Raw genomic sequence first — 17570 nt, forward strand, 5'->3', positions numbered from 1 at the left:
GTACGTACGGGACGGACGTACGGATGGCAGGTCGGACGACGGGGGCTCATGTTCATGCCGAAGATGCCACGGCTGCGGAAGGCGCGGTTGCGGTTGGCGCCGTCGACGCGATCGCGCGAGGCAGGGGCGCGATCGCGGTTGCGGTTGCGGTTGCGGTTGCGGTTGCCGGCGCGGTTGCGCGAGCTGCGGCCGCCCTCCCTGCGGCTGCCGAGGACGCGGCGGGGACAACGGCGCGGCGCCCAGGCCGTCATGGTCGGGTGCGTGCTGGCGCTGACACCCGCCACATGGATGCACACGACCGCCGACGCCCGTATCCGTTCCGTCGCCGACGTGCCCGCGCGGGACGTCGCCGTCGTGTTCGGGGCGGGTCTGCGCGACGGCGCGCCGACGCCCTATCTGGCGCACCGCCTCGACGCCGCCGCCGAGCTGTACGAGGGCGGAAAGGTGAAGGTCGTCCTCGTCACCGGGGACAACAGCCGCGAGGAGTACGACGAACCGGACGCCATGCGGACCTATCTGACGGCGCGTGGGGTACCGGACGGCCGGATCGTCAGCGACTACGCGGGATTCGACACCTGGGACTCCTGCGCCCGGGCGAGGCAGATCTTCGGCGTCGAGCGGGCGGTGCTGGTCACGCAGGGCTTCCACGTACGGCGCGCGGTCGCGCTCTGCCGGGCGGCGGGCGTCGACTCCTACGGCGTCGGCGTCGCCGAGCGGCGCGACGTGACCTGGTACTACGGCGGGGTCCGGGAGCTGGCGGCGGCGGGAAAGGCGGCGCTCGACACGGTGACACGGCCCGATCCGCACTTCCTGGGCCCACGGGAGACCGGTGTGACGGAGGCGCTGGCGAGCGAGGGGCGGTGAGGCCCTCTCCTCCGTGAGCCGTGACCGGCCCCCAAAAAAAGGGGCCTCACAGCGCCGGTGGACCGCGCGGGAGGTGCGCGTGTCGGGGGCGTAACCGCGTACGGCCGGGTCCGTAACACCCGCGTCGCACGCTGGCGCCATGACCGATGCCGCCGTCCCGACCCACTGCCCCTACTGCGCGCTCCAGTGCGGGATGAGCCTGCGGCCCACGGCGGACGGTCCGGGTGTCGAGGTCGTGGAGCGCGCCGACTTCCCCGTCAACCGGGGCGCGCTCTGCGGCAAGGGACGTACCGCGCCGGCCGTGCTGTCCTCGCGGGTGCGGCTGACCGAACCGCTCGTACGGCGGTCGGCGGGCGGTCCGCTCGAACCGGCCGGCTGGGACGAGGCGCTGGGCGCCGTCGCCGCCGGGCTGGCGCGGACGCGGGCGGATCTCGGGCCGGACGCGGTGGGTGTCTTCGGCGGGGGCGGGCTGACCAACGAGAAGGCGTACACGCTCGGCAAGTTCGCCCGCGTCGTGCTCGGGACCTCGCAGATCGACTACAACGGGCGGTTCTGCATGTCGTCGGCGGCGGCCGCGCATCAGCGGGCGTTCGGGCTCGACCGGGGGCTGCCGTTCCCGCTCGCCGACATCCCGCGTACGGGGTGCGTGATCCTCGTCGGTTCCAATCTCGCCGAGACCATGCCGCCCGCGCTGCGGTATCTGACCGAACTGCGCGAGAACGGCGGCACGTTGATCGTCGTCGATCCGCGCAGGACCAGGACCGCCGAGCAGGCGGACCTCCATATCGCGCCCCGGCCCGGCACCGATCTCGCCCTGGCGCTGGGTCTGTTGCACCTGGTGGTGACGCAGGGCCGGACGGACGAGGCGTTCATCCGGGAGCGTACGACCGGATGGCCGGAGACCAGGGCGGCGGCGATGGCGCACTGGCCGGAGCACGTCGAGCGGGTCACCGGGGTCCCGGTGCCCCAACTCCGCCAGGCAGTAAGGCTGTTCTGCGACGCGCCGACGGGCATGGTGCTCACGGCGCGCGGGCCCGAGCAGCAGTCCAAGGGCACCGACACCGTGGGCGCCTGGATCAACCTCTGCCTCGCGACCGGGCGCGCGGGCCGGCCGCTGTCCGGCTACGGCTGTCTCACCGGCCAGGGCAACGGCCAGGGCGGACGTGAACACGGCCAGAAGGCCGACCAGTTGCCCGGCTACCGGAAGCTGACCGATCCGGCCGCGCGGGAGCACGTGGCGCGGGTGTGGGGGGTGGATCCCGACGGGCTGCCGGGTCCGGGGCGCAGCGCGTACGAGCTGCTCGACGCGCTCGGCGGCGACGTGAGGGCGCTGCTGCTGATGGGGTCGAACCCGGTCGTCTCGGCGCCGCGCGCCGCGCACATCGAGGGGCGGCTGCGATCGCTGGACTTCCTGGCGGTGGCGGACGTGGTGCTCTCGGAGACGGCGGCGCTCGCGGACGTCGTGCTGCCCGTGGCGCAGTGGGCGGAGGAGACGGGGACCACGACCAGTCTGGAGGGGCGGGTTCTGCTGCGGCGCCGGGCGCTCAGCCCGCCGGCGGGTGTACGGAGCGATCTTCAGGTGCTGCACGGACTCGCGGAACTGCTCGGTCACGAGAAGGGGTTCCCGGCGGATCCCGAGGAGGTCTTCGAGGAGCTGCGGCGCGCGTCGGAGGGCGGTCCGGCCGACTACTCGGGGATCACCTACCGGCGGATCGCGGCGGAGGACGGGGTGTTCTGGCCGTGCCCCGGGGAGGGGCACCCCGGCACGCCCCGGCTCTTCCTCGACCGGTTCGCCACCGACGACGGGCGGGCCCGCTTCGTGCCCGTCGTCCACCGGCCGGCCGCCGAGGAGACGGACGCGGAGTTTCCGGTGCTGCTCACGACGGGGCGGGTCGTCTCGCAGTACCAGTCGGGCGCGCAGACCCGGCGCGTGGACGAGTTGAACGCCGCCGCGCCGGGTCCCTTCGTGGAGCTGCACCCACGGCTCGCCGAGCGGCTCGGCGTGGCCGAGGGCGACCGGCTCGCCGTGGTCTCACGACGGGGCCGGGCGGTCGCGCCCGCGCGGATCACGACGGCGATCCGCGCGGACACGGTCTTCATGCCGTTCCACTGGCCGGGCGAGGGCCGGGCGAACAACCTGACGAACCCGGCGCTCGATCCGACGTCGAGGATGCCGGAGTTCAAGGTGTGCGCGGTGCGCGTGGAGCCCGTGGGTGACTAGGCCGTGTCCGGAGAGTCCCGCCGATCCTGCCGGGCTCGTTCGGCCCCCGGAATCACCGGAAGCAGCAGGTACGACGCGTGGTCCCCGCCCGTGTGGACGGTGGTGCGCCCGTCGTACGTCCCCGCGACGCGGTCCCGGTCGTCGTTGTGCAGGAACGGCCCACAGCCGGTGAGGTCGTTCCTCAGGGTTGGACAGCCGGGCGCCGGGCTCCAGCGGCTCGGCGCGGTCGTGGAGGTTGACAGTTCGGGGTCGAGCCGGCGGCGCGACGCCCGCAGCCGGCACTGCGCGACGGGCGTGTGCGGGTCGAGCGCGCCCTGGAAGGCGACCTCGTCGACGGCGGGCGAGCAGACCCGTACGACGAGGAACAGGTCGCGAGGTGCGGGGGCCGCAGCGAGGAGACCTGTCACTGGTTCATCGCGTAGTAGGAGATGCCGTTGAGGCCGACACGGCCGTTGCTCCAGTCGCGGGTGACCGCCCATTCGACGCCGTCGTGGAAGTCGCGGGTCTCGCGCGGGGGAACGGGTCGACGCGGCCCGGTGAACGGCCGGTCCCGCGCGAGTCGACGCGCACGCACGCGTAGCCGTCCGGCACCCATTTCTCCGGGTCGACGACTTCCCAGTTCTGGTACGTGTTCGAGGTGCCCGCCACGGTGTCGGGGTGGTCCCGCGCCATGGACTTCCAGACGTACGGCGAGGTCAGATGGCGCAGCCACGCCACCCGTCCGACGGCGAGGCCGAGTCCGGTGCTCGCGCCCGCGCCCGCGCCCGCGCCCGCGCCCGCGAACTCACGGGCCGGCGGCTCAGGCCCTGTCCGGCGGATCTTCGGGGGCGTCGCCGGGCGCCGTCTCGTCCGCCAGCCAGGCCAGGTACGGCGCACTGCCCCGTACCACCGGGAACGCGAGGATCTCCGGCGTGTCGTAGTCGTGCTCCGCCGTCAGATGCGCCTCAAGGGCTTCGTAACAGGCGGCGGTCGTCTTGAGGAGCACCTGCCACTCCTCCGTCGTCTCGATCGCGCCCTGCCAGTGGTAGACGGAGGTGACCGGCGCCGAGACCTGCGCGCACGCGGCGAGCCTCGCCCCCACCGCGCCCCGTGCCAGGGCCTGCGCCTTCGCCGCGCTGTCGGTGGTGGTCAGTACGGTCAGAAACTCCGGACCGGTCATCCGCGTCACTCCTTCTCTCGGGCCGCCGCCGCGAGGCGTGAGGCGTGGCGGCGGGCACGGGCGCCCCCGGGCACCAGGAGTCCGTCATGGGCGCCGGCGTTTAACGATATGGCCCGGCTCGGTCAACCGGCGTACGCGCGAGTTGATTTGGCGTCCCGCAGGGCCAGGCCCCACCAGGCGAGCTGGTCGAGCATCGCGGTGGCGGCGGCGCCCGCGCCGGACGGGTCCCGGTGGCGGCCCTGGTCGTCGAAGAGGGCGCCGGCGTTGTGGAAGGAGACGGTGTCGCGCACGGCGACGGCGTGCAGTTCGGCGAAGACCTGGCGCAGATGCTCGACGGCGCGCAGACCGCCGGAGATGCCGCCGTAGGAGACGAACCCGACGGGCTTGACCCGCCACTCGTCGAAGTGCCAGTCGATCAGGACCTTGAGGGACGCGGGATAGGAGTGGTTGTACTCGGGGGTGACGATCACGAACGCGTCGGCGTCGGCCAGCCGGTGGGTGACCTTGCCGAGCTGGCCCCGGACCGAGACGGGCGGGCTGAAGGAGAGCGCGGTCGGCAGATCGGTGTCGGCGAGGTCGATCAGGTCGACGGTGAAATCGGTGCGCCCGGTGGCATGGGAGACGAACCAGTCGGAGACGACCGGGCCGAACCGGCCCTCCCTGTTGCTGGCCATGATGACGGCGAGTTTGAGGGGCGCCTGGGGAGCCGGGGCCCGAGGGGACCGGCGGCTCGTTTCGATGGCTGAATCCTGTGTGGTGATGTCCATGGGTACGAGCGTGATACTTAAACCATGGTTCAGGTCAAGCTACGCTGAGCCGCATGACGCAACTCGCCTGGAACGCCAAGGAAGCCACGGTCGGCGAACTGGCCGAACGCAGCGGTGTCGCCCCCTCCGCACTGCGCTTCTACGAGCGCGAGGGGCTGATCACCAGCCGCCGCACCTCGGGCAACCAGCGGCGCTACACCCGTGACACCCTCCGGCGCGTCGCCTTCATCCGCACCTCGCAGCGCCTGGGCATCCCGCTCGCCCTGATCCGCGACGTGCTGGGGCTGCTGCCGGAGGACCGCACGCCCACCAGGGAGGACTGGGCCCGCATCTCCGAGTGCTGGCAGGACGATCTGAACACCCGGATCCGCACCCTTCAGCGGCTGCGCGACAACCTCGCGGACTGCATCGGCTGCGGCTGCCTCTCACTGGACCACTGTGTCCTGTCCAACCCCGGCGACGAACTGGCCGCGCACGGCCCCGGACCCCGCAGGCTGATCGAGGACTGACCGGCCCTACCGTGGGCCCATGGCACCGACCGAGGCTATCCAGGTCATCGAGATCAACGGCGAGCCCGCCACCCGGGCCACGCTCCGGGTCCCGGCGCTCAGCGGCTACGGGCACTTCACCGCCATGCAGGTCAGGGGCGGCCGGGTGCGCGGACTGGAGCTGCATCTCGCCCGGCTCGACTCGGCGACCCGCGAGCTGTTCGGCGCGGGCCTGGCAGGGGAGCGCGTACGGGAACTGCTGCGCCACGCGCTGCGCGAGGTGTCCGACGCGTCGGCCCGGGTCCATGTGCACTGGCCGGAGGGCGACGAGGAGGCGCGGGTGATGATCACCGTCAGGCCGCCGTCGGCCAAGGACGGCCGACCGCACGGCCTGATGTCGGTGCCGTTCGCCCGCGAGGTCCCGCACATCAAGCACCTGGGCGGCTTCGGGCAGACGTACTACCTGCTGCGGGCCGAGCGCGCCGGGTTCGACGAGGCGCTGCTGACCGCGCCCGGCGGCCTGGTGACCGAGGGAGCCGTCACCAACATCGCGTTCTGGGACGGCACGCACGTGGTCTGGCCGGACGCGCCCTCGCTGCTGGGGATCACCATGGCGCTCATCGAGCCGCGGCTGCCGTCCGTACGGCGCCCGGTGACGCTGGCCGATCTGCCTTCGTACGCGTCGGCCTTCGTCACCAACTCGCAGGGCATCGCGCCCGTGGACCGGATCGACGACGTGGCGTTCACGGTCGACGCGGAGCTGATGGGGACAGTGGCGGCGGCGTACGAAGCAGTGGAGTGGGACGCCGTCTGAGCCGTCCGGACCCGCCGCACAGGGGGACGCCGCCGGTGGGCCTCACCCGTTCGGCACGACGGTCCGTCCGGCGTGTCAGCTGCTCAACCGCACGCCACTGACCTGCGGAAACATCAACTGGCAAGCGGGACACGCCGTGGTGAGCCGATCAATCTGATTCGCCATCAGCAGGCGTGCGCGCCGGGCTGCGCCTTATCTCGGAAGAGACGAGAACCGCGCCGCCACGGAGGAAACCATGCGCACCACCGCCCGCCTGCTGACCGGTACCGCGCTGGCGGCCGCCTCGCTCGGGTTGTCCCTCGCGGTCCCCACCGCCGCGATCGCCGGCGACCGCGATGGGCTGGAGCTGTACCCCTCGACGGCGGCGCCCGGCGCGACCGTCACGGTCAACACCACCGCCTGCGGCAAGGACGGGCACGGCAGGGGCGACGCCAGTTCCCTGGGCGCGGGCGAGTTCCGTCTGCGGCCCGGCGACTACAAGGACTTCGCCGTCGGCCGGTTCCATGTGCCCGAGAACACCCGGGCGGGCACCTACGGCATCTTCGTACGCTGCGAGAACGGCCGAAAGGCCCGCGGCGACCTGACGGTCGAGCACCACCGCGAGCATCAGCCGTCCGGCCATGTACGCACAGGGGTCGGCGGCAGCGTCGGGCCCGACACCACCCAGATCGCGGCGGGGGCGGTCGTTCTGGCCGCTGCCGCCGTCGGCGGGACCTGGCTCCTGCGCCGTCGGGCGAGCGGCGCGCAGGGCAGCTGACGGGGCGGGGCCCGGTCCTCGGACCGGGCCCCGGCGGCCTCCACCGCCCCCGTACCGCCGTGGCCCCCGCCCCCGGCACGCTCATCGCTGCCGGGGGCGGGGGAACAACTTCCGGAGGACCCATGACCTCGCAGGTCGACCGATGAGCGTCAAGGGCAAGGCGTGGCTGGTGGCCGGCGCCGCGTGCGTCGGCGTGTGGCTCGTGCAGAACGGCTCGCGGACCGTGACTCCGCCGATGCCGTCGGCCGCGCAGGCGTTCGCCGCCGGGCCCGGCTTCCACACGGACGCCGCCGCCGACCCGATGCCCGCCTCCCCGCCCGTACGGCTGCGGATACCCGGGATCGGCGTCGACGCGCCGGTCACCCGGCTGGGCCTGGCGAAGGACGGCAGCCTCGACGTCCCGCCGGCCCGCAACGGCGATGTCGCGGGCTGGTACAAGGACGGAACCACCCCGGGCGCCAAGGGCACGGCGATCGTCGCGGGCCATGTGGACAACGCGCGCGGCCCGGCCGTCTTCTACAGCCTGGGCACCCTTGAGAAGGGGCAGCGGATCGAGGTCACCCGCGAGGACGGGCGGACCGCCGTGTTCACGGTCGACGCCGTCGAGGTCTACGACAACGCCGACTTCCCGGACCAGAAGGTCTACGGGAAGAAGGACCGGGCCGAACTGCGGGTGATCACCTGCGGCGGCGGATTCTCCGAGAAGACCGGCTACCGGGGCAACGTGGTGACGTACGCGCACCTCATCGGGGTCCGGTGATCCACCGAGGCGCGAACCGGCGGTGGTTCAGGCCGTCCACTGGTCGAAGGCGAGCTTCGCGACCAGCGAGAACACGACGACGAGCAGCACCCCGCGGACGAACTCGCTGCCCCTCCTGAGCGCCATCCGCGCACCGAACATGCCGCCCGCCAGGTTGAACACCGCCATCAGCGCGGCCAGTTGCCACAACACGGTGCCCTGGTAGGCGAACATCGCGAGCGCCCCGCCGTTGGTGCAGACGTTGACGATCTTCGCGGTGGCCGACGCCGTCACCAGATCCAGGTGCAGCACGGCGGTCAGCGCCAGTACGAGGAACGTGCCCGTGCCGGGACCGAACAGCCCGTCGTAGAAGCCGATGCCGCCGCCGACGAGGACGATCGCGGTGACATGCCTGCCCCGGGAGACCGGCCCGCCCGCCTGCGTCCTGCCGAACGCGGGCCGCAGCAGCACGAAGGCCGCGACCCCGAGGAGCACCACCATGATCACGGGGCGCAGGACATCGCTGCTGATCCCCGCGGCGAAGAACGCCCCGGCCATGGACCCGGCGAGCGCCGTCAGCCCGATCCGTACGGCGCTCTTCACGTCCACCGGGGCCTTGCGCACGTAGGTCACGGCGGCGCCGGTGGTGCCGACGATCGCCACGGCCTTGTTGGTACCGAGGACGTGCGCCGCCGGCACGTTCGGCAGACCGAGCAGCAGCGCGGGCAGGAGCAGCAGCCCGCCCCCGCCCACCACGGCGTCGATCCAGCCGGCGGCGGCTGCCGCGAGGCAGAGGACGACGATCATGGTCAGGGATATCTCGGGCATGATCGCGACCCTATGGGACGACTGGTTGGCCCCGACACGGATTCGGGGTGAGGTGGCACACGCCACCGCGCGCCCGCGCCCCGGACCCTCCCCGCCAGGTCCGACGCGGCCTCACACCCCGTACCGGCGCACGCTGAGGGCAGCGTTCCGAGCGGGAAACAGTGGTGGTGCCGCCGGGTAACACCGGCCACGCACTCTGCGGACATGGCAGCTGACGGCAGGGCGACGGAGATCGTGGTGATCGGCGGGGGCACGGCCGGCGTACGGCTGGCCCAGCGCCTCGCCGCCAACGCCGGCGAGCCCGCGCCCGGTCCTGCGACGGCGGTCACCCTGCTGGGCGAGGAGCCGCACGCCCCGTACAACCGGGTCCTGCTCGGCGAGGTGCTCGCCGGGCGGTACGGCCCCGATGTCATCTCCCTGCCGCCTGCGCCCGGCACCGTACGGCGCGGTGTCCGGGCGGTCCGGATCGACCGCGCACAGCGGCTGGTGCGGTGCGACGACGGCACCGTCGTCCCGTACGACCGGCTGGTCCTCGCGACCGGCTCGAACCCCGTACTGCCGGCCCTGCGCGGACTCCGGCGGTCGGAGCAGGGCGGTCTGCCGGCCGGGGTGCACTCCTTCCGGACCATGGACGACTGCTTGGCACTCTCGGCGGCGGTACGGCCGGGGACACGCGCCGTCGTCATCGGCGGCGGGCTCCTCGGGGTCTCGGCCGCCCGCGCGCTCGCGGAGCGCGGCGCCCAGGTGGTGCTCGCGCAGCAGGGCGAGTACCTGATGGAACGTCAACTGGACCGCACGGGATCGCTGTTGCTCAGGCGCCATCTGGAGTCGTGGGGAGTGGAGGTCCACACGGAGTGCCGGGTACGGGGCCTGGTACTCGATCAAGCGGGCGAAGGCGACCCCGGATCCGATCCCGGCCCGGGCCCCGGCCGGCCGGCCGCCGTCGAACTCGCCGACGGCTTCCGGCTCGACGCCGAACTCACCGTCCTGGCCTGCGGCGTACGCCCCCGCACCGGCCTCGCCCGCGACGCCGGGCTCGACGTCCGGCGCGGCATCGTCGTGGATGACGAGCTGAGGACGTCGGACCCGTACATCCACGCGATCGGGGACTGCGCGGAACACGCGGACCGGCTCTACGGTCTCGCCGGCGCCGCCATCGAACAGGCCGACGCGCTGGCCCGGTCGCTCACCGCGGGCCGGGCCGAGGACCGGGCCGCGCGCTACACCGGCACCCGCGCCCTCACCCGGCTCACCCTCGCCGCCCTCGGCGGCCCCACCCCCCAAGAGCCGCCCACGGAACGGCCGTCCGGCCCGCTCGACCTCGCCGCGTTCGGCGAGACGACACCCCTGCCCGGCGACGACGTCGTCCAGCTGACCGACGCCACCCGCGGCGCCTACCGCAAGGCCGTCGTCCGGGGCGACCGTCTCGTCGGCGGCGTACTCCTCGGCGACCTGACCACGATCGGCGCGCTCGCCCGCACCTGGGAGGACGACGAACCGCTGCCGCCCACCACCCCGCTGCTCCACCTGCTCACTCCCGACGGAGGCTTCTGAGATGCCCGACACAACGTCCCTCCCCACCATCGTGGTCGTCGGCCACGGCATGGTCGGCCAGCGGTTCCTCGAAGCCCTCGCCGAGCACGGCACCACTGGTCGGGCCCGGGTCGTGGTGCTCTGCGAGGAGCCGCGTCCCGCCTACGACCGGGTACGGCTCAGCTCGTACTTCGACGGCCGCACCCCGGACGAACTTTCCCTGGTCGAACCGGACTTCATGGACCGGCACGGAATCGAGCTGCATCTGGACGACCCGGCCGAGACCGTCGACCGGGCGGCGCGCACGGTCACCTCGCGCGCCGGGCTGACCTTCACGTACGACACGCTCGTACTGGCCACCGGGTCCTACCCCTTCGTGCCGCCCGTACCGGGCAAGGACGCGACGGGCTGCTTCGTCTACCGCACGATCGAGGACCTGCTGGCGATCGAGGAGTACGCCAAGACCGCCCGCACCGGCGCCGTGGTGGGCGGCGGCCTCCTCGGTCTTGAGGCGGCCGGCGCGTTGAAGGGACTCGGACTCGACACGCACGTCGTGGAGTTCGCGCCCCGGCTGATGCCCGTCCAGGTGGACGAGGGCGGAGGCTCGGCGCTGCTGCGCACCATCGAGGGCATGGGGCTGACGGTCCACACGGGCGTCGGCACTCAGGAGGTGACGACGGACGCGGAGGGCGTCGTCAACGGCATGACACTGTCGCACGGTTCGGTCCTCGCGACCGATCTCGTCGTCTTCTCGGCGGGCGTACGGCCCCGGGACCAGCTCGCGCGCGACGCCGGACTGCGGGTCGGCGAGCGCGGCGGGATCGCGGTGGACGAGCGGTGCCGTACGTCGGATCCGCGGATCTTCGCGATCGGCGAGTGCGCGCTCGCGGCGGACGGGCGGGTGTACGGACTGGTCGCGCCTGGCTACGAGATGGCCCGGACGGCGGCGGACGCGATCGCCGAAGTCACCGAGGGCGCGAACGAGTTCACCGGGGCCGACCTGTCCACGAAGCTCAAACTGCTCGGGGTGGACGTCGCGTCCTTCGGCGACGCACACGGCGCTGCCCCCGGCTGTCTCGACGTCGTGTACGCCGACTCCCGCTCGGGTGTCTACAAGAAGGTCGTCGTCGGCTCGGACGGGGCGCTGCTCGGGGGCGTGCTGGTCGGTGACGCCGACGCGTACGGGATGCTGCGCCCGCTGACCGGTTCCGTGCCGCCCGTACCGCCGGAACAGCTCGTCCTGCCGCCGGGGGTCGGGGCGCCGGCGGCGCTCGGTCCGGGCTCGCTGCCGGACAGCGCGGTGATCTGCAGCTGTCACAACGTGACGAAGGGTGCGATCGCCGCGTGCGCGACGCTGCCGGAAGTGAAGAAGTGCACCAAGGCCGGTACCGGCTGCGGCAGTTGTGTGAAGGTGATCGGCCAGCTGCTGCCCGCCTCCGGTGACAGCGGGCTGTGCGGCTGCTTCAGGCACACGCGCGGCGAGCTGTACGAGATCGTGCGGACCCTGCGGGTGACGTCCTACGCCTCGCTGCTGGACTCGCACGGCCGTGAGGGGGCGCGCGGCGGTGACGGCTGCGACGTCTGCAAGCCGGCCGTCGCCTCGATCATCGCCTCCCTCGCGCCGACGCTGGGGTTGAGCGGCCATGTCCTGGACGGCGAGCAGGCCGCGCTCCAGGACACCAACGACCATTTCCTGGCCAACTTGCAGCGCAACGGCTCGTACTCGATCGTGCCGCGCATCCCGGGCGGCGAGATCACGCCGGAGAAGCTGATCGTGATCGGTGAGGTGGCGCGGGACTTCGGGCTCTACACGAAGATCACGGGCGGCCAGCGCATCGACCTCTTCGGGGCGCGGGTCGATCAACTGCCGAAGATCTGGGCGCGGTTGGTCGAGGCGGGCTTCGAGTCCGGGCACGCGTACGGAAAGGCGCTGCGGACCGTGAAGTCGTGCGTCGGACAGACCTGGTGCCGGTACGGCGTACAGGACTCGGTGAAGATGGCCATCGATCTGGAGCTGCGCTACCGGGGCCTGCGCGCGCCGCACAAGCTCAAGTCGGCGGTCTCTGGCTGCGCCCGGGAGTGCGCCGAGGCACGCGGCAAGGACTTCGGGATCATCGCGACGGCGGAGGGCTGGAATCTGTACGTCGGCGGCAACGGCGGCGCCGAGCCGCGCCACGCCGACCTGCTGGCCCGGGATCTGGACGACGAGTCGCTGGTACGGCTGATCGACCGTTTCCTGATGTTCTACATCCGCACCGCCGACCGGCTGGAGCGCACATCGGCGTGGCTGGGCCGGATCGAGGGCGGTCTCGACCATGTGCGGGATGTCGTCGTCCACGACTCACTGGGCCTGTGCGACGAGTTGGAGAAGCTGATGGCCGACCATGTGACGGGCTACCGCGACGAGTGGGCCGAGACGCTGGACGACCCGGCGCGGCTGCGACGCTTCGTCTCCTTCGTCAACGCGCCGGACGCACCGGACCCGACGGTGCGGTTCGTGCCGGAGCGCGACCAGGTGAAGCCGGATCTGACATTTCTGACCCTGGAAGGGGTGACGGCCCGATGAGCACGATGAGCCCCACGAGCCCGGCGGACGCGGCAACGGGCCGGGTGCGGGAGACGCTCCAACTCCACCTCGGCCAAGCCTGGTTCCCGGTCTGCTTCCGGTCCGCGCTCATCGCGGGCCGGGGCGTGGCCGCGCTGCTGCCGGACGGCCGGCAGGTCGCGCTCTTCATGGACCGGGCGGGCCGAACGTACGCGATCGACAACCGCGACCCGTACTCCGGCGCCCAGGTGCTGTCGCGCGGGCTGACGGGCACGCAGGACGGCCGTGCCTTCGTGGCGTCGCCGCTGCTGAAGCAGCGTTTCGACCTGGAGACGGGCCACTGCCTGGACGACGACTCGGTGACGGTGACGGTCTACCCCTCCCGCATCGCGTCCTGAGCGCCCCGCGCCGCCGCCGGGTCCAGAACTCACCGGCAGTCACCTCCGTGCCGGCGCAGCCGCCGCACTCGGCGGCACACTCCGGCGCGGCGCCGCGTACGCCGACCCGGCGCAGCCGGGCGCGGGACCGTACGGCGCGCTCGGTTCGGCCGACGCCAACGACATCCGGCTGCCCGCCGGATTCACCAGCAGGGTGATCGCCCGGCGGTTTCACGTACGAGGTGACGGGACCGTTCCGGATGTAGTCCCCGTCCGGCGGCCGCGTTCGGGCCCCGGCACACCCTGGGCGCCGCCGTTGAGCAGGGCGGCGCCCAGGGGGGTCAGCGTGTGCAGCACGGCGTTGCCGTGGCGCAGGGACACCACCAGTCCCGCCTCGCGCAGGACGCACGCGTGCTGGCTGGCCGAGGCGAGCGACACCCCTGCCCTGCGGGCGAGTTCACTGGTGGTCGTGCCGTGCTCGATGGCGCTCAGGACCTCCGAGCGCGTACGGCCGACGAGCCGTCCCAGGGACGGTCCCGCGCCCCGGCCGCGATGGCCGGCGGCGGTCGGCGCGTCCACATGGGTGACGGGGTAGACCAGTACCGGCGGCAGCGTCGGATCGCGGTAGACGACCGGTGTCCCCCGGCAGAAGAACGACGGCTGGAGCAGCAACCCCCGTCCGTCCAGGAAGAGTTCACGGTCCACCGGATAGTCCGCCTCCAGGACCGGTGCGCGCCAGCGGATCATCGGCGGGAGCGTGGCGAGCAGTTCGTCGGCTCCGCCGTCGAGCAGCGCCCTGCCCCGCACGACACGGTCCGCCTCGGCGCGTGCCCGGATGTGCGGCCAGTACGGCTCCACGGCGGCCCGGTGGTAGGCGCGCAGCGCGCCGGCGAGCCGCCCCAGTCCGGCCGGGTCGTCCTCGGACAGCGCGCCGATCCGGGCGGGGAGCGCGGGCGCCCCGGAGCCGAGCAGGGCCAGCTCCTTACGGATCTGCTCCTCCGGCGTCGCGCGCAGCGCCTCCAGCCCCTCCGCCATCCCGAAGCGCCCCTCCGGAGGCGTCAGGAAATCCGGGAAATAACCGCGCCTCGGCACCAGCGCGCCGAGCAGACGTGTTTCACCCTTCAACCTCGCCCGGGTTTCCGTGCGCCATTCCCCGAAAGCGGGCGCACCCCGCCGGTCCCGCAATCGGTGAAAGCTGAGAATCGTTTCCCACAGCGGGTCGGGACCGGCGGCCGTCCGGACCGCGCCGAGGTCTCTCCCCGTGAAGTGAATTCGCAGCACATATCCCCCACTTGTTTTCCCTGTTGCATCCGCAATCACCCCCAGCGATGAGTATGCATGCCATCACAGGCCGTCACCACGGAGTTTCAGCCACAGTTGAAACGCGTCGCGCGCAATGGGTGCGAAACGAAAGGCTGTACCAGGTCAGGCGCGAAACCCGAGCCACCGAAAGGCGAAGTGAAGACCGTGGGGGGCTTTGCTCGCTCGGCGGCGGTCGGTGAGGGTTGCGGCTCCGTGCCCGGCCGGTAAATGGGGTGCGGCCGGTGGGTGGGGATCCACCGGCCGCGCCCCGATTTGTTTCCGTGCCGTTCTTGTCCATTGCCGGAGGAGCGGCGGTAAGCGATTTCACATTCGGAAGCTGTGCGGGCGTGAGTCGGGCACGACACCGGGGACGGATACGCCCGGTCTCAGCGCGTGTCGCCGCCACCGTCCGACTGCGCCGCCGCCCGTCCGGCCTCCAGGCGGGCCACGGGAATCCGGAACGGCGAGCAGGAGACGTAATCCAGTCCCACCTTGTGGAAGAAGTGCACCGACTCGGGGTCACCGCCGTGCTCGCCGCAGATGCCCAGCTTCAGATCGGGCCGCGTCCTGCGGCCGGCCTCGCACGCGCTGCGCACAAGCGCTCCGACACCGTCCATGTCGATCGTCTCGAACGGGGACACCCCGAAGATTCCCTTCTCCAGGTACGCGGTGAAGAAGCTCGCCTCGACGTCGTCGCGGGAGAAGCCCCACACGGTCTGGGTGAGGTCGTTCGTCCCGAAGGAGAAGAACTCGGCGGCTTCCGCGAGCTGACCGGCCGTCAGCGCGGCTCGCGGCAGTTCGATCATCGTGCCGAGCGACAGCTTGAGGTCGATCCCGGTGGACTTGCGGACCTCCGCGATGACCTGCTCGGCCTCGTCACGGACGATCTCCAGCTCCTGGACGGTGCCGACGAGCGGGATCATGATCTCGGCCCGCGGGTCGCCCTTGGCGTGCTTGCGCTCGGCCGCGGCCTCGGCGATCGCCCGTACCTGCATCGCGAACAGTCCGGGGATGACCAGGCCGAGCCGTACGCCGCGCAGTCCCAGCATCGGGTTCTGCTCGTGCAGTTTGTGCACGGCCTGGAGCAGTCGCAGATCGTTCTCGTTGTGGTCCTCGCGGGATTCGGCGAGCGCGACCCGTACGGACAACTCCGTGATGTCGGGCAGGAATTCGTGCAGCGGCGGGTCCAGCAGCCGTACGGTGACGGGCAGTCCGTCCATCGCCTCGAACAACTCGACGAAGTCCTTCTTCTGGTACGGCAGCAGTGCCTTCAGCGCCTGTTCGCGCTCGTCGTCGGTGTCGGCGAGGATCAGCTTCTCGACCATGGCCCGGCGTTCGCCGAGGAACATGTGCTCGGTGCGGCACAGTCCGATGCCCTGCGCGCCGAAGCGGCGCGCGCGCAGCGCGTCCTCGGCGTTGTCGGCGTTGGCGCGCACCCGCAGCCGGCGGCGCCGGTCGGCGTAGGCCATCATCCGGTGGACGGCCTCGACCAGTTCGTCGGCGTCGTCGGCGCCGGCGTGCATGCGGCCCTCGAAGTACTCGACCACCGGCGAGGGGACGACCGGGACCTCACCGAGGTAGACCTTGCCGGTCGAGCCGTCGACGGAGACGATGTCGCCCTCCTCGACGACCGTCTTGCCGACGGTCATCCGGCGCCGCTTGGTGTCGACCTCCAGCTCCTCGGCGCCGCAGACACAGGTCTTGCCCATGCCGCGGGCGACGACGGCGGCGTGCGAGGTCTTGCCGCCGCGCGAGGTGAGGATGCCCTCGGCGGCGATCATGCCGTCCAGGTCGTCCGGGTTGGTCTCGCGGCGGATGAGGATGACCCGCTCACCGGAGCGCGACCACTTGACGGCGGTGTACGAGTCGAAGACGGCCTTGCCGACGGCGGCGCCGGGCGACGCGGCGATACCGCGCCCGAGCAGCTCCGGCCCCTTCCCGCCGCGGGCTCGATCGTCCTCGAAGCGCGGGAACATCAGCTGGGCCAGCTGGGAGCCGTTGACGCGCTGGAGCGCCTCCGCCTCGTCGATCAGGCCCTGGTCGACGAGCTGGGTCGCGATACGGAAGGCGGCGCCCGCGGTGCGCTTGCCGACGCGGGTCTGGAGCATCCACAACTCGCCGCGCTCGATGGTGAATTCGATGTCGCAGAGGTCCCGGTAGTGCGTCTCCAGGGTCTCCATGATCTGCATCAGCCGGTCGTACGACCTCTTGTCGATGGTCTCCAGGTCGGCGAGCGGCACGGTGTTGCGGATACCGGCGACGACGTCCTCGCCCTGCGCGTTCTGGAGGTAGTCCCCGTACACGCCCTGGTGACCGCTGGCGGGGTCGCGGGTGAAGGCGACGCCGGTGCCGGAGTCGGGGCCGAGGTTGCCGAAGACCATGGAGCAGATGTTGACGGCGGTGCCGAGGTCGCCGGGGATGCGCTCCTGGCGACGGTAGAGCTTGGCGCGGTCGGTGTTCCAGGACTCGAAGACGGAGCGGATGGCGAGGTCCATCTGCTCGCGCGGGTCCTGCGGGAAGTCGCGGCCCGCGTCGCGCGAGACGATCTTCTTGAACTGCTTGACCAGCTTCTTCAGGTCGGCGGCGTCGAGGTCGACGTCGGTGGCGGCCTTCTTGGCCCGCTTGGCGTCCTCCAGTGCCTCCTCGAAGAGGTCGCCGTCGACGCCGAGGACGGTCTTGCCGAACATCTGGATGAGCCTGCGGTAGGAGTCCCAGGCGAAGCGCTCGTCACCCGACTGCTTGGCGAGGCCGGCGACGGACTTGTCCGAGAGCCCGATGTTGAGGACGGTGTCCATCATCCCGGGCATGGAGAACTTGGCGCCGGACCGTACGGAGACGAGCAGCGGGTCGTCGGACTGGCCGAGCTTCTTGCCCATCTTCCGTTCGAGGGCGTCGAGGTGCGCCCCGACCTCTTCACGCAGGGCGGCCGGCTCCGTACCGGTGGCGAGGTAGACCTTGCACGCCTCGCTGGTGATGGTGAAGCCCGGAGGGACGGGCAGACCGAGGTTGGTCATCTCGGCGAGGTTGGCGCCCTTGCCGCCGAGAAGGCCCTTGAGATCCTTGTTGCCCTCGGTGAAGTCATAGACGAACTTCTGGTCCTGCGGGGCGGTGTCTGTCGCTACATGGGTGTCTTTGCTTTCGGACACGGATCTCGGCTCCTCCGGGAGACGCTGACT

General features: G+C 71.9%; 16 protein-coding genes and 1 pseudogene. 10 read left to right on the top strand and 7 right to left on the bottom strand.

Translation table 11 applies throughout. From position 1 onward, the window contains the following. The first annotated feature begins 63 nt into the window (after nucleotides 1-63). Complete coding sequence (locus SSPS47_RS09440) at nucleotides 64-864, top strand: ElyC/SanA/YdcF family protein (protein WP_164254470.1); 801 nt, start codon at nucleotides 64-66, stop codon at nucleotides 862-864. A gap of 139 nt (nucleotides 865-1003) precedes the next feature. After that, a complete protein-coding gene (locus SSPS47_RS09445) occupies nucleotides 1004-3085 on the top strand; it encodes a molybdopterin oxidoreductase family protein (RefSeq protein WP_164250214.1) in 2082 nt (693 codons plus the stop codon). Here the strand turns inward: SSPS47_RS09445 and SSPS47_RS09450 are convergent. The 4 genes from SSPS47_RS09450 to SSPS47_RS09465 all read right to left on the bottom strand — a co-directional run bounded on the left by SSPS47_RS09450 (nucleotide 3082) and on the right by SSPS47_RS09465 (nucleotide 5011). After that, the gene (locus SSPS47_RS09450; protein ID WP_164250216.1) at nucleotides 3082-3492 is read right to left on the bottom strand and encodes a hypothetical protein; all 411 of its coding nucleotides are present in this window, start codon (nucleotides 3490-3492) and stop codon (nucleotides 3082-3084) included. The two genes, SSPS47_RS09445 and SSPS47_RS09450, sit on opposite strands and share 4 nt — an antisense overlap. Continuing rightward, on the bottom strand, nucleotides 3489-3659 hold the full coding sequence (locus SSPS47_RS34780; protein WP_203557811.1) for a CocE/NonD family hydrolase: 171 nt from the start codon (nucleotides 3657-3659) through the stop codon (nucleotides 3489-3491). Before SSPS47_RS34780 ends, SSPS47_RS09450 begins: the two co-directional genes overlap by 4 nt. A gap of 225 nt (nucleotides 3660-3884) precedes the next feature. After that, nucleotides 3885-4244 (bottom strand): divalent-cation tolerance protein CutA, encoded by a 360-nt coding sequence (gene cutA, locus SSPS47_RS09460; RefSeq protein WP_164250218.1) that lies wholly within the window; start codon nucleotides 4242-4244, stop codon nucleotides 3885-3887. A 122-nt stretch (nucleotides 4245-4366) separates the two neighbouring features. Continuing rightward, complete coding sequence (locus SSPS47_RS09465) at nucleotides 4367-5011, bottom strand: NAD(P)H-dependent oxidoreductase (protein WP_164250219.1); 645 nt, start codon at nucleotides 5009-5011, stop codon at nucleotides 4367-4369. Nucleotides 5012-5064: 53 nt separating this feature from the next. On the opposite strand from SSPS47_RS09465, the gene soxR reads away from it, so the two are divergent. The 4 genes from soxR (at nucleotide 5065) to SSPS47_RS09485 (ending at nucleotide 7830) form a co-directional block, all read left to right on the top strand. Next, nucleotides 5065-5520, top strand: a complete 456-nt coding sequence (gene soxR / locus SSPS47_RS09470; RefSeq protein ID WP_164250221.1) for a redox-sensitive transcriptional activator SoxR — start codon at nucleotides 5065-5067, stop codon at nucleotides 5518-5520. A gap of 19 nt (nucleotides 5521-5539) precedes the next feature. Further along, the gene (locus SSPS47_RS09475) at nucleotides 5540-6313 is read left to right on the top strand and encodes an aminotransferase class IV (RefSeq protein ID WP_164250223.1); all 774 of its coding nucleotides are present in this window, start codon (nucleotides 5540-5542) and stop codon (nucleotides 6311-6313) included. Nucleotides 6314-6548: 235 nt separating this feature from the next. Beyond that, on the top strand, nucleotides 6549-7070 hold the full coding sequence (locus SSPS47_RS09480) for a hypothetical protein (protein ID WP_164250225.1): 522 nt from the start codon (nucleotides 6549-6551) through the stop codon (nucleotides 7068-7070). Nucleotides 7071-7212: 142 nt separating this feature from the next. After that, complete coding sequence (locus tag SSPS47_RS09485; protein ID WP_147872958.1) at nucleotides 7213-7830, top strand: class F sortase; 618 nt, start codon at nucleotides 7213-7215, stop codon at nucleotides 7828-7830. A 27-nt stretch (nucleotides 7831-7857) separates the two neighbouring features. Here SSPS47_RS09485 and SSPS47_RS09490 read toward each other — a convergent pair whose 3' ends face one another. After that, on the bottom strand, nucleotides 7858-8637 hold the full coding sequence (locus SSPS47_RS09490; RefSeq protein WP_164250227.1) for a TSUP family transporter: 780 nt from the start codon (nucleotides 8635-8637) through the stop codon (nucleotides 7858-7860). Between the two features lie 204 nt (nucleotides 8638-8841). Between SSPS47_RS09490 and SSPS47_RS09495 the strand changes: the two genes are divergently transcribed. The 4 genes and pseudogenes from SSPS47_RS09495 to SSPS47_RS35275 all read left to right on the top strand — a co-directional run. Next, nucleotides 8842-10191, top strand: a complete 1350-nt coding sequence (locus SSPS47_RS09495; RefSeq protein WP_164250229.1) for an FAD-dependent oxidoreductase — start codon at nucleotides 8842-8844, stop codon at nucleotides 10189-10191. A 1-nt stretch (nucleotide 10192) separates the two neighbouring features. Next, nucleotides 10193-12736 (top strand): nitrite reductase large subunit NirB, encoded by a 2544-nt coding sequence (gene nirB / locus SSPS47_RS09500; protein WP_164250231.1) that lies wholly within the window; start codon nucleotides 10193-10195, stop codon nucleotides 12734-12736. After that, nucleotides 12733-13113 carry a nitrite reductase small subunit NirD gene (gene nirD / locus SSPS47_RS09505; RefSeq protein ID WP_239064825.1) on the top strand — a complete coding sequence of 127 codons (381 nt, stop codon included), beginning with the start codon at nucleotides 12733-12735 and terminating at the stop codon, nucleotides 13111-13113. The genes nirB and nirD overlap by 4 nt, the downstream gene beginning before the upstream one ends. Nucleotides 13114-13165: 52 nt before the next feature. Further along, nucleotides 13166-13318, top strand: a pseudogene (locus tag SSPS47_RS35275) (translocation protein TolB); the annotation flags it as partial. Between the two features lie 5 nt (nucleotides 13319-13323). Here SSPS47_RS35275 and SSPS47_RS09515 read toward each other — a convergent pair. Continuing rightward, nucleotides 13324-14373, bottom strand: a complete 1050-nt coding sequence (locus tag SSPS47_RS09515; RefSeq protein ID WP_203557812.1) for a helix-turn-helix domain-containing protein — start codon at nucleotides 14371-14373, stop codon at nucleotides 13324-13326. A 407-nt stretch (nucleotides 14374-14780) separates the two neighbouring features. Then, complete coding sequence (gene ppdK, locus SSPS47_RS09520) at nucleotides 14781-17540, bottom strand: pyruvate, phosphate dikinase (RefSeq protein WP_164250233.1); 2760 nt, start codon at nucleotides 17538-17540, stop codon at nucleotides 14781-14783. Between the last annotated feature and the right edge of the window lie 30 nt (nucleotides 17541-17570).

It is taken from the genome of Streptomyces sp. S4.7, assembly GCF_010384365.1.
Classification (GTDB): domain Bacteria; phylum Actinomycetota; class Actinomycetes; order Streptomycetales; family Streptomycetaceae; genus Streptomyces.

Bases quoted from the DNA above. Each gene is read 5' to 3' on its own strand.
- SSPS47_RS09440 (WP_164254470.1), top strand. From the start codon at position 64: ATGCCACGGCTGCGGAAGGCGCGGTTGCGGTTGGCGCCGTCGACGCGA.
- SSPS47_RS09445 (WP_164250214.1), top strand. From the start codon at position 1,004: ATGACCGATGCCGCCGTCCCGACCCACTGCCCCTACTGCGCGCTCCAG.
- cutA (WP_164250218.1), bottom strand. From the start codon at position 4,244: ATGACCGGTCCGGAGTTTCTGACCGTACTGACCACCACCGACAGCGCG.
- SSPS47_RS09465 (WP_164250219.1), bottom strand. From the start codon at position 5,011: ATGGACATCACCACACAGGATTCAGCCATCGAAACGAGCCGCCGGTCC.
- soxR (WP_164250221.1), top strand. From the start codon at position 5,065: ATGACGCAACTCGCCTGGAACGCCAAGGAAGCCACGGTCGGCGAACTG.
- SSPS47_RS09475 (WP_164250223.1), top strand. From the start codon at position 5,540: ATGGCACCGACCGAGGCTATCCAGGTCATCGAGATCAACGGCGAGCCC.
- SSPS47_RS09480 (WP_164250225.1), top strand. From the start codon at position 6,549: ATGCGCACCACCGCCCGCCTGCTGACCGGTACCGCGCTGGCGGCCGCC.
- SSPS47_RS09485 (WP_147872958.1), top strand. From the start codon at position 7,213: ATGAGCGTCAAGGGCAAGGCGTGGCTGGTGGCCGGCGCCGCGTGCGTC.
- SSPS47_RS09490 (WP_164250227.1), bottom strand. From the start codon at position 8,637: ATGCCCGAGATATCCCTGACCATGATCGTCGTCCTCTGCCTCGCGGCA.
- SSPS47_RS09495 (WP_164250229.1), top strand. From the start codon at position 8,842: ATGGCAGCTGACGGCAGGGCGACGGAGATCGTGGTGATCGGCGGGGGC.
- nirB (WP_164250231.1), top strand. From the start codon at position 10,193: ATGCCCGACACAACGTCCCTCCCCACCATCGTGGTCGTCGGCCACGGC.
- nirD (WP_239064825.1), top strand. From the start codon at position 12,733: ATGAGCACGATGAGCCCCACGAGCCCGGCGGACGCGGCAACGGGCCGG.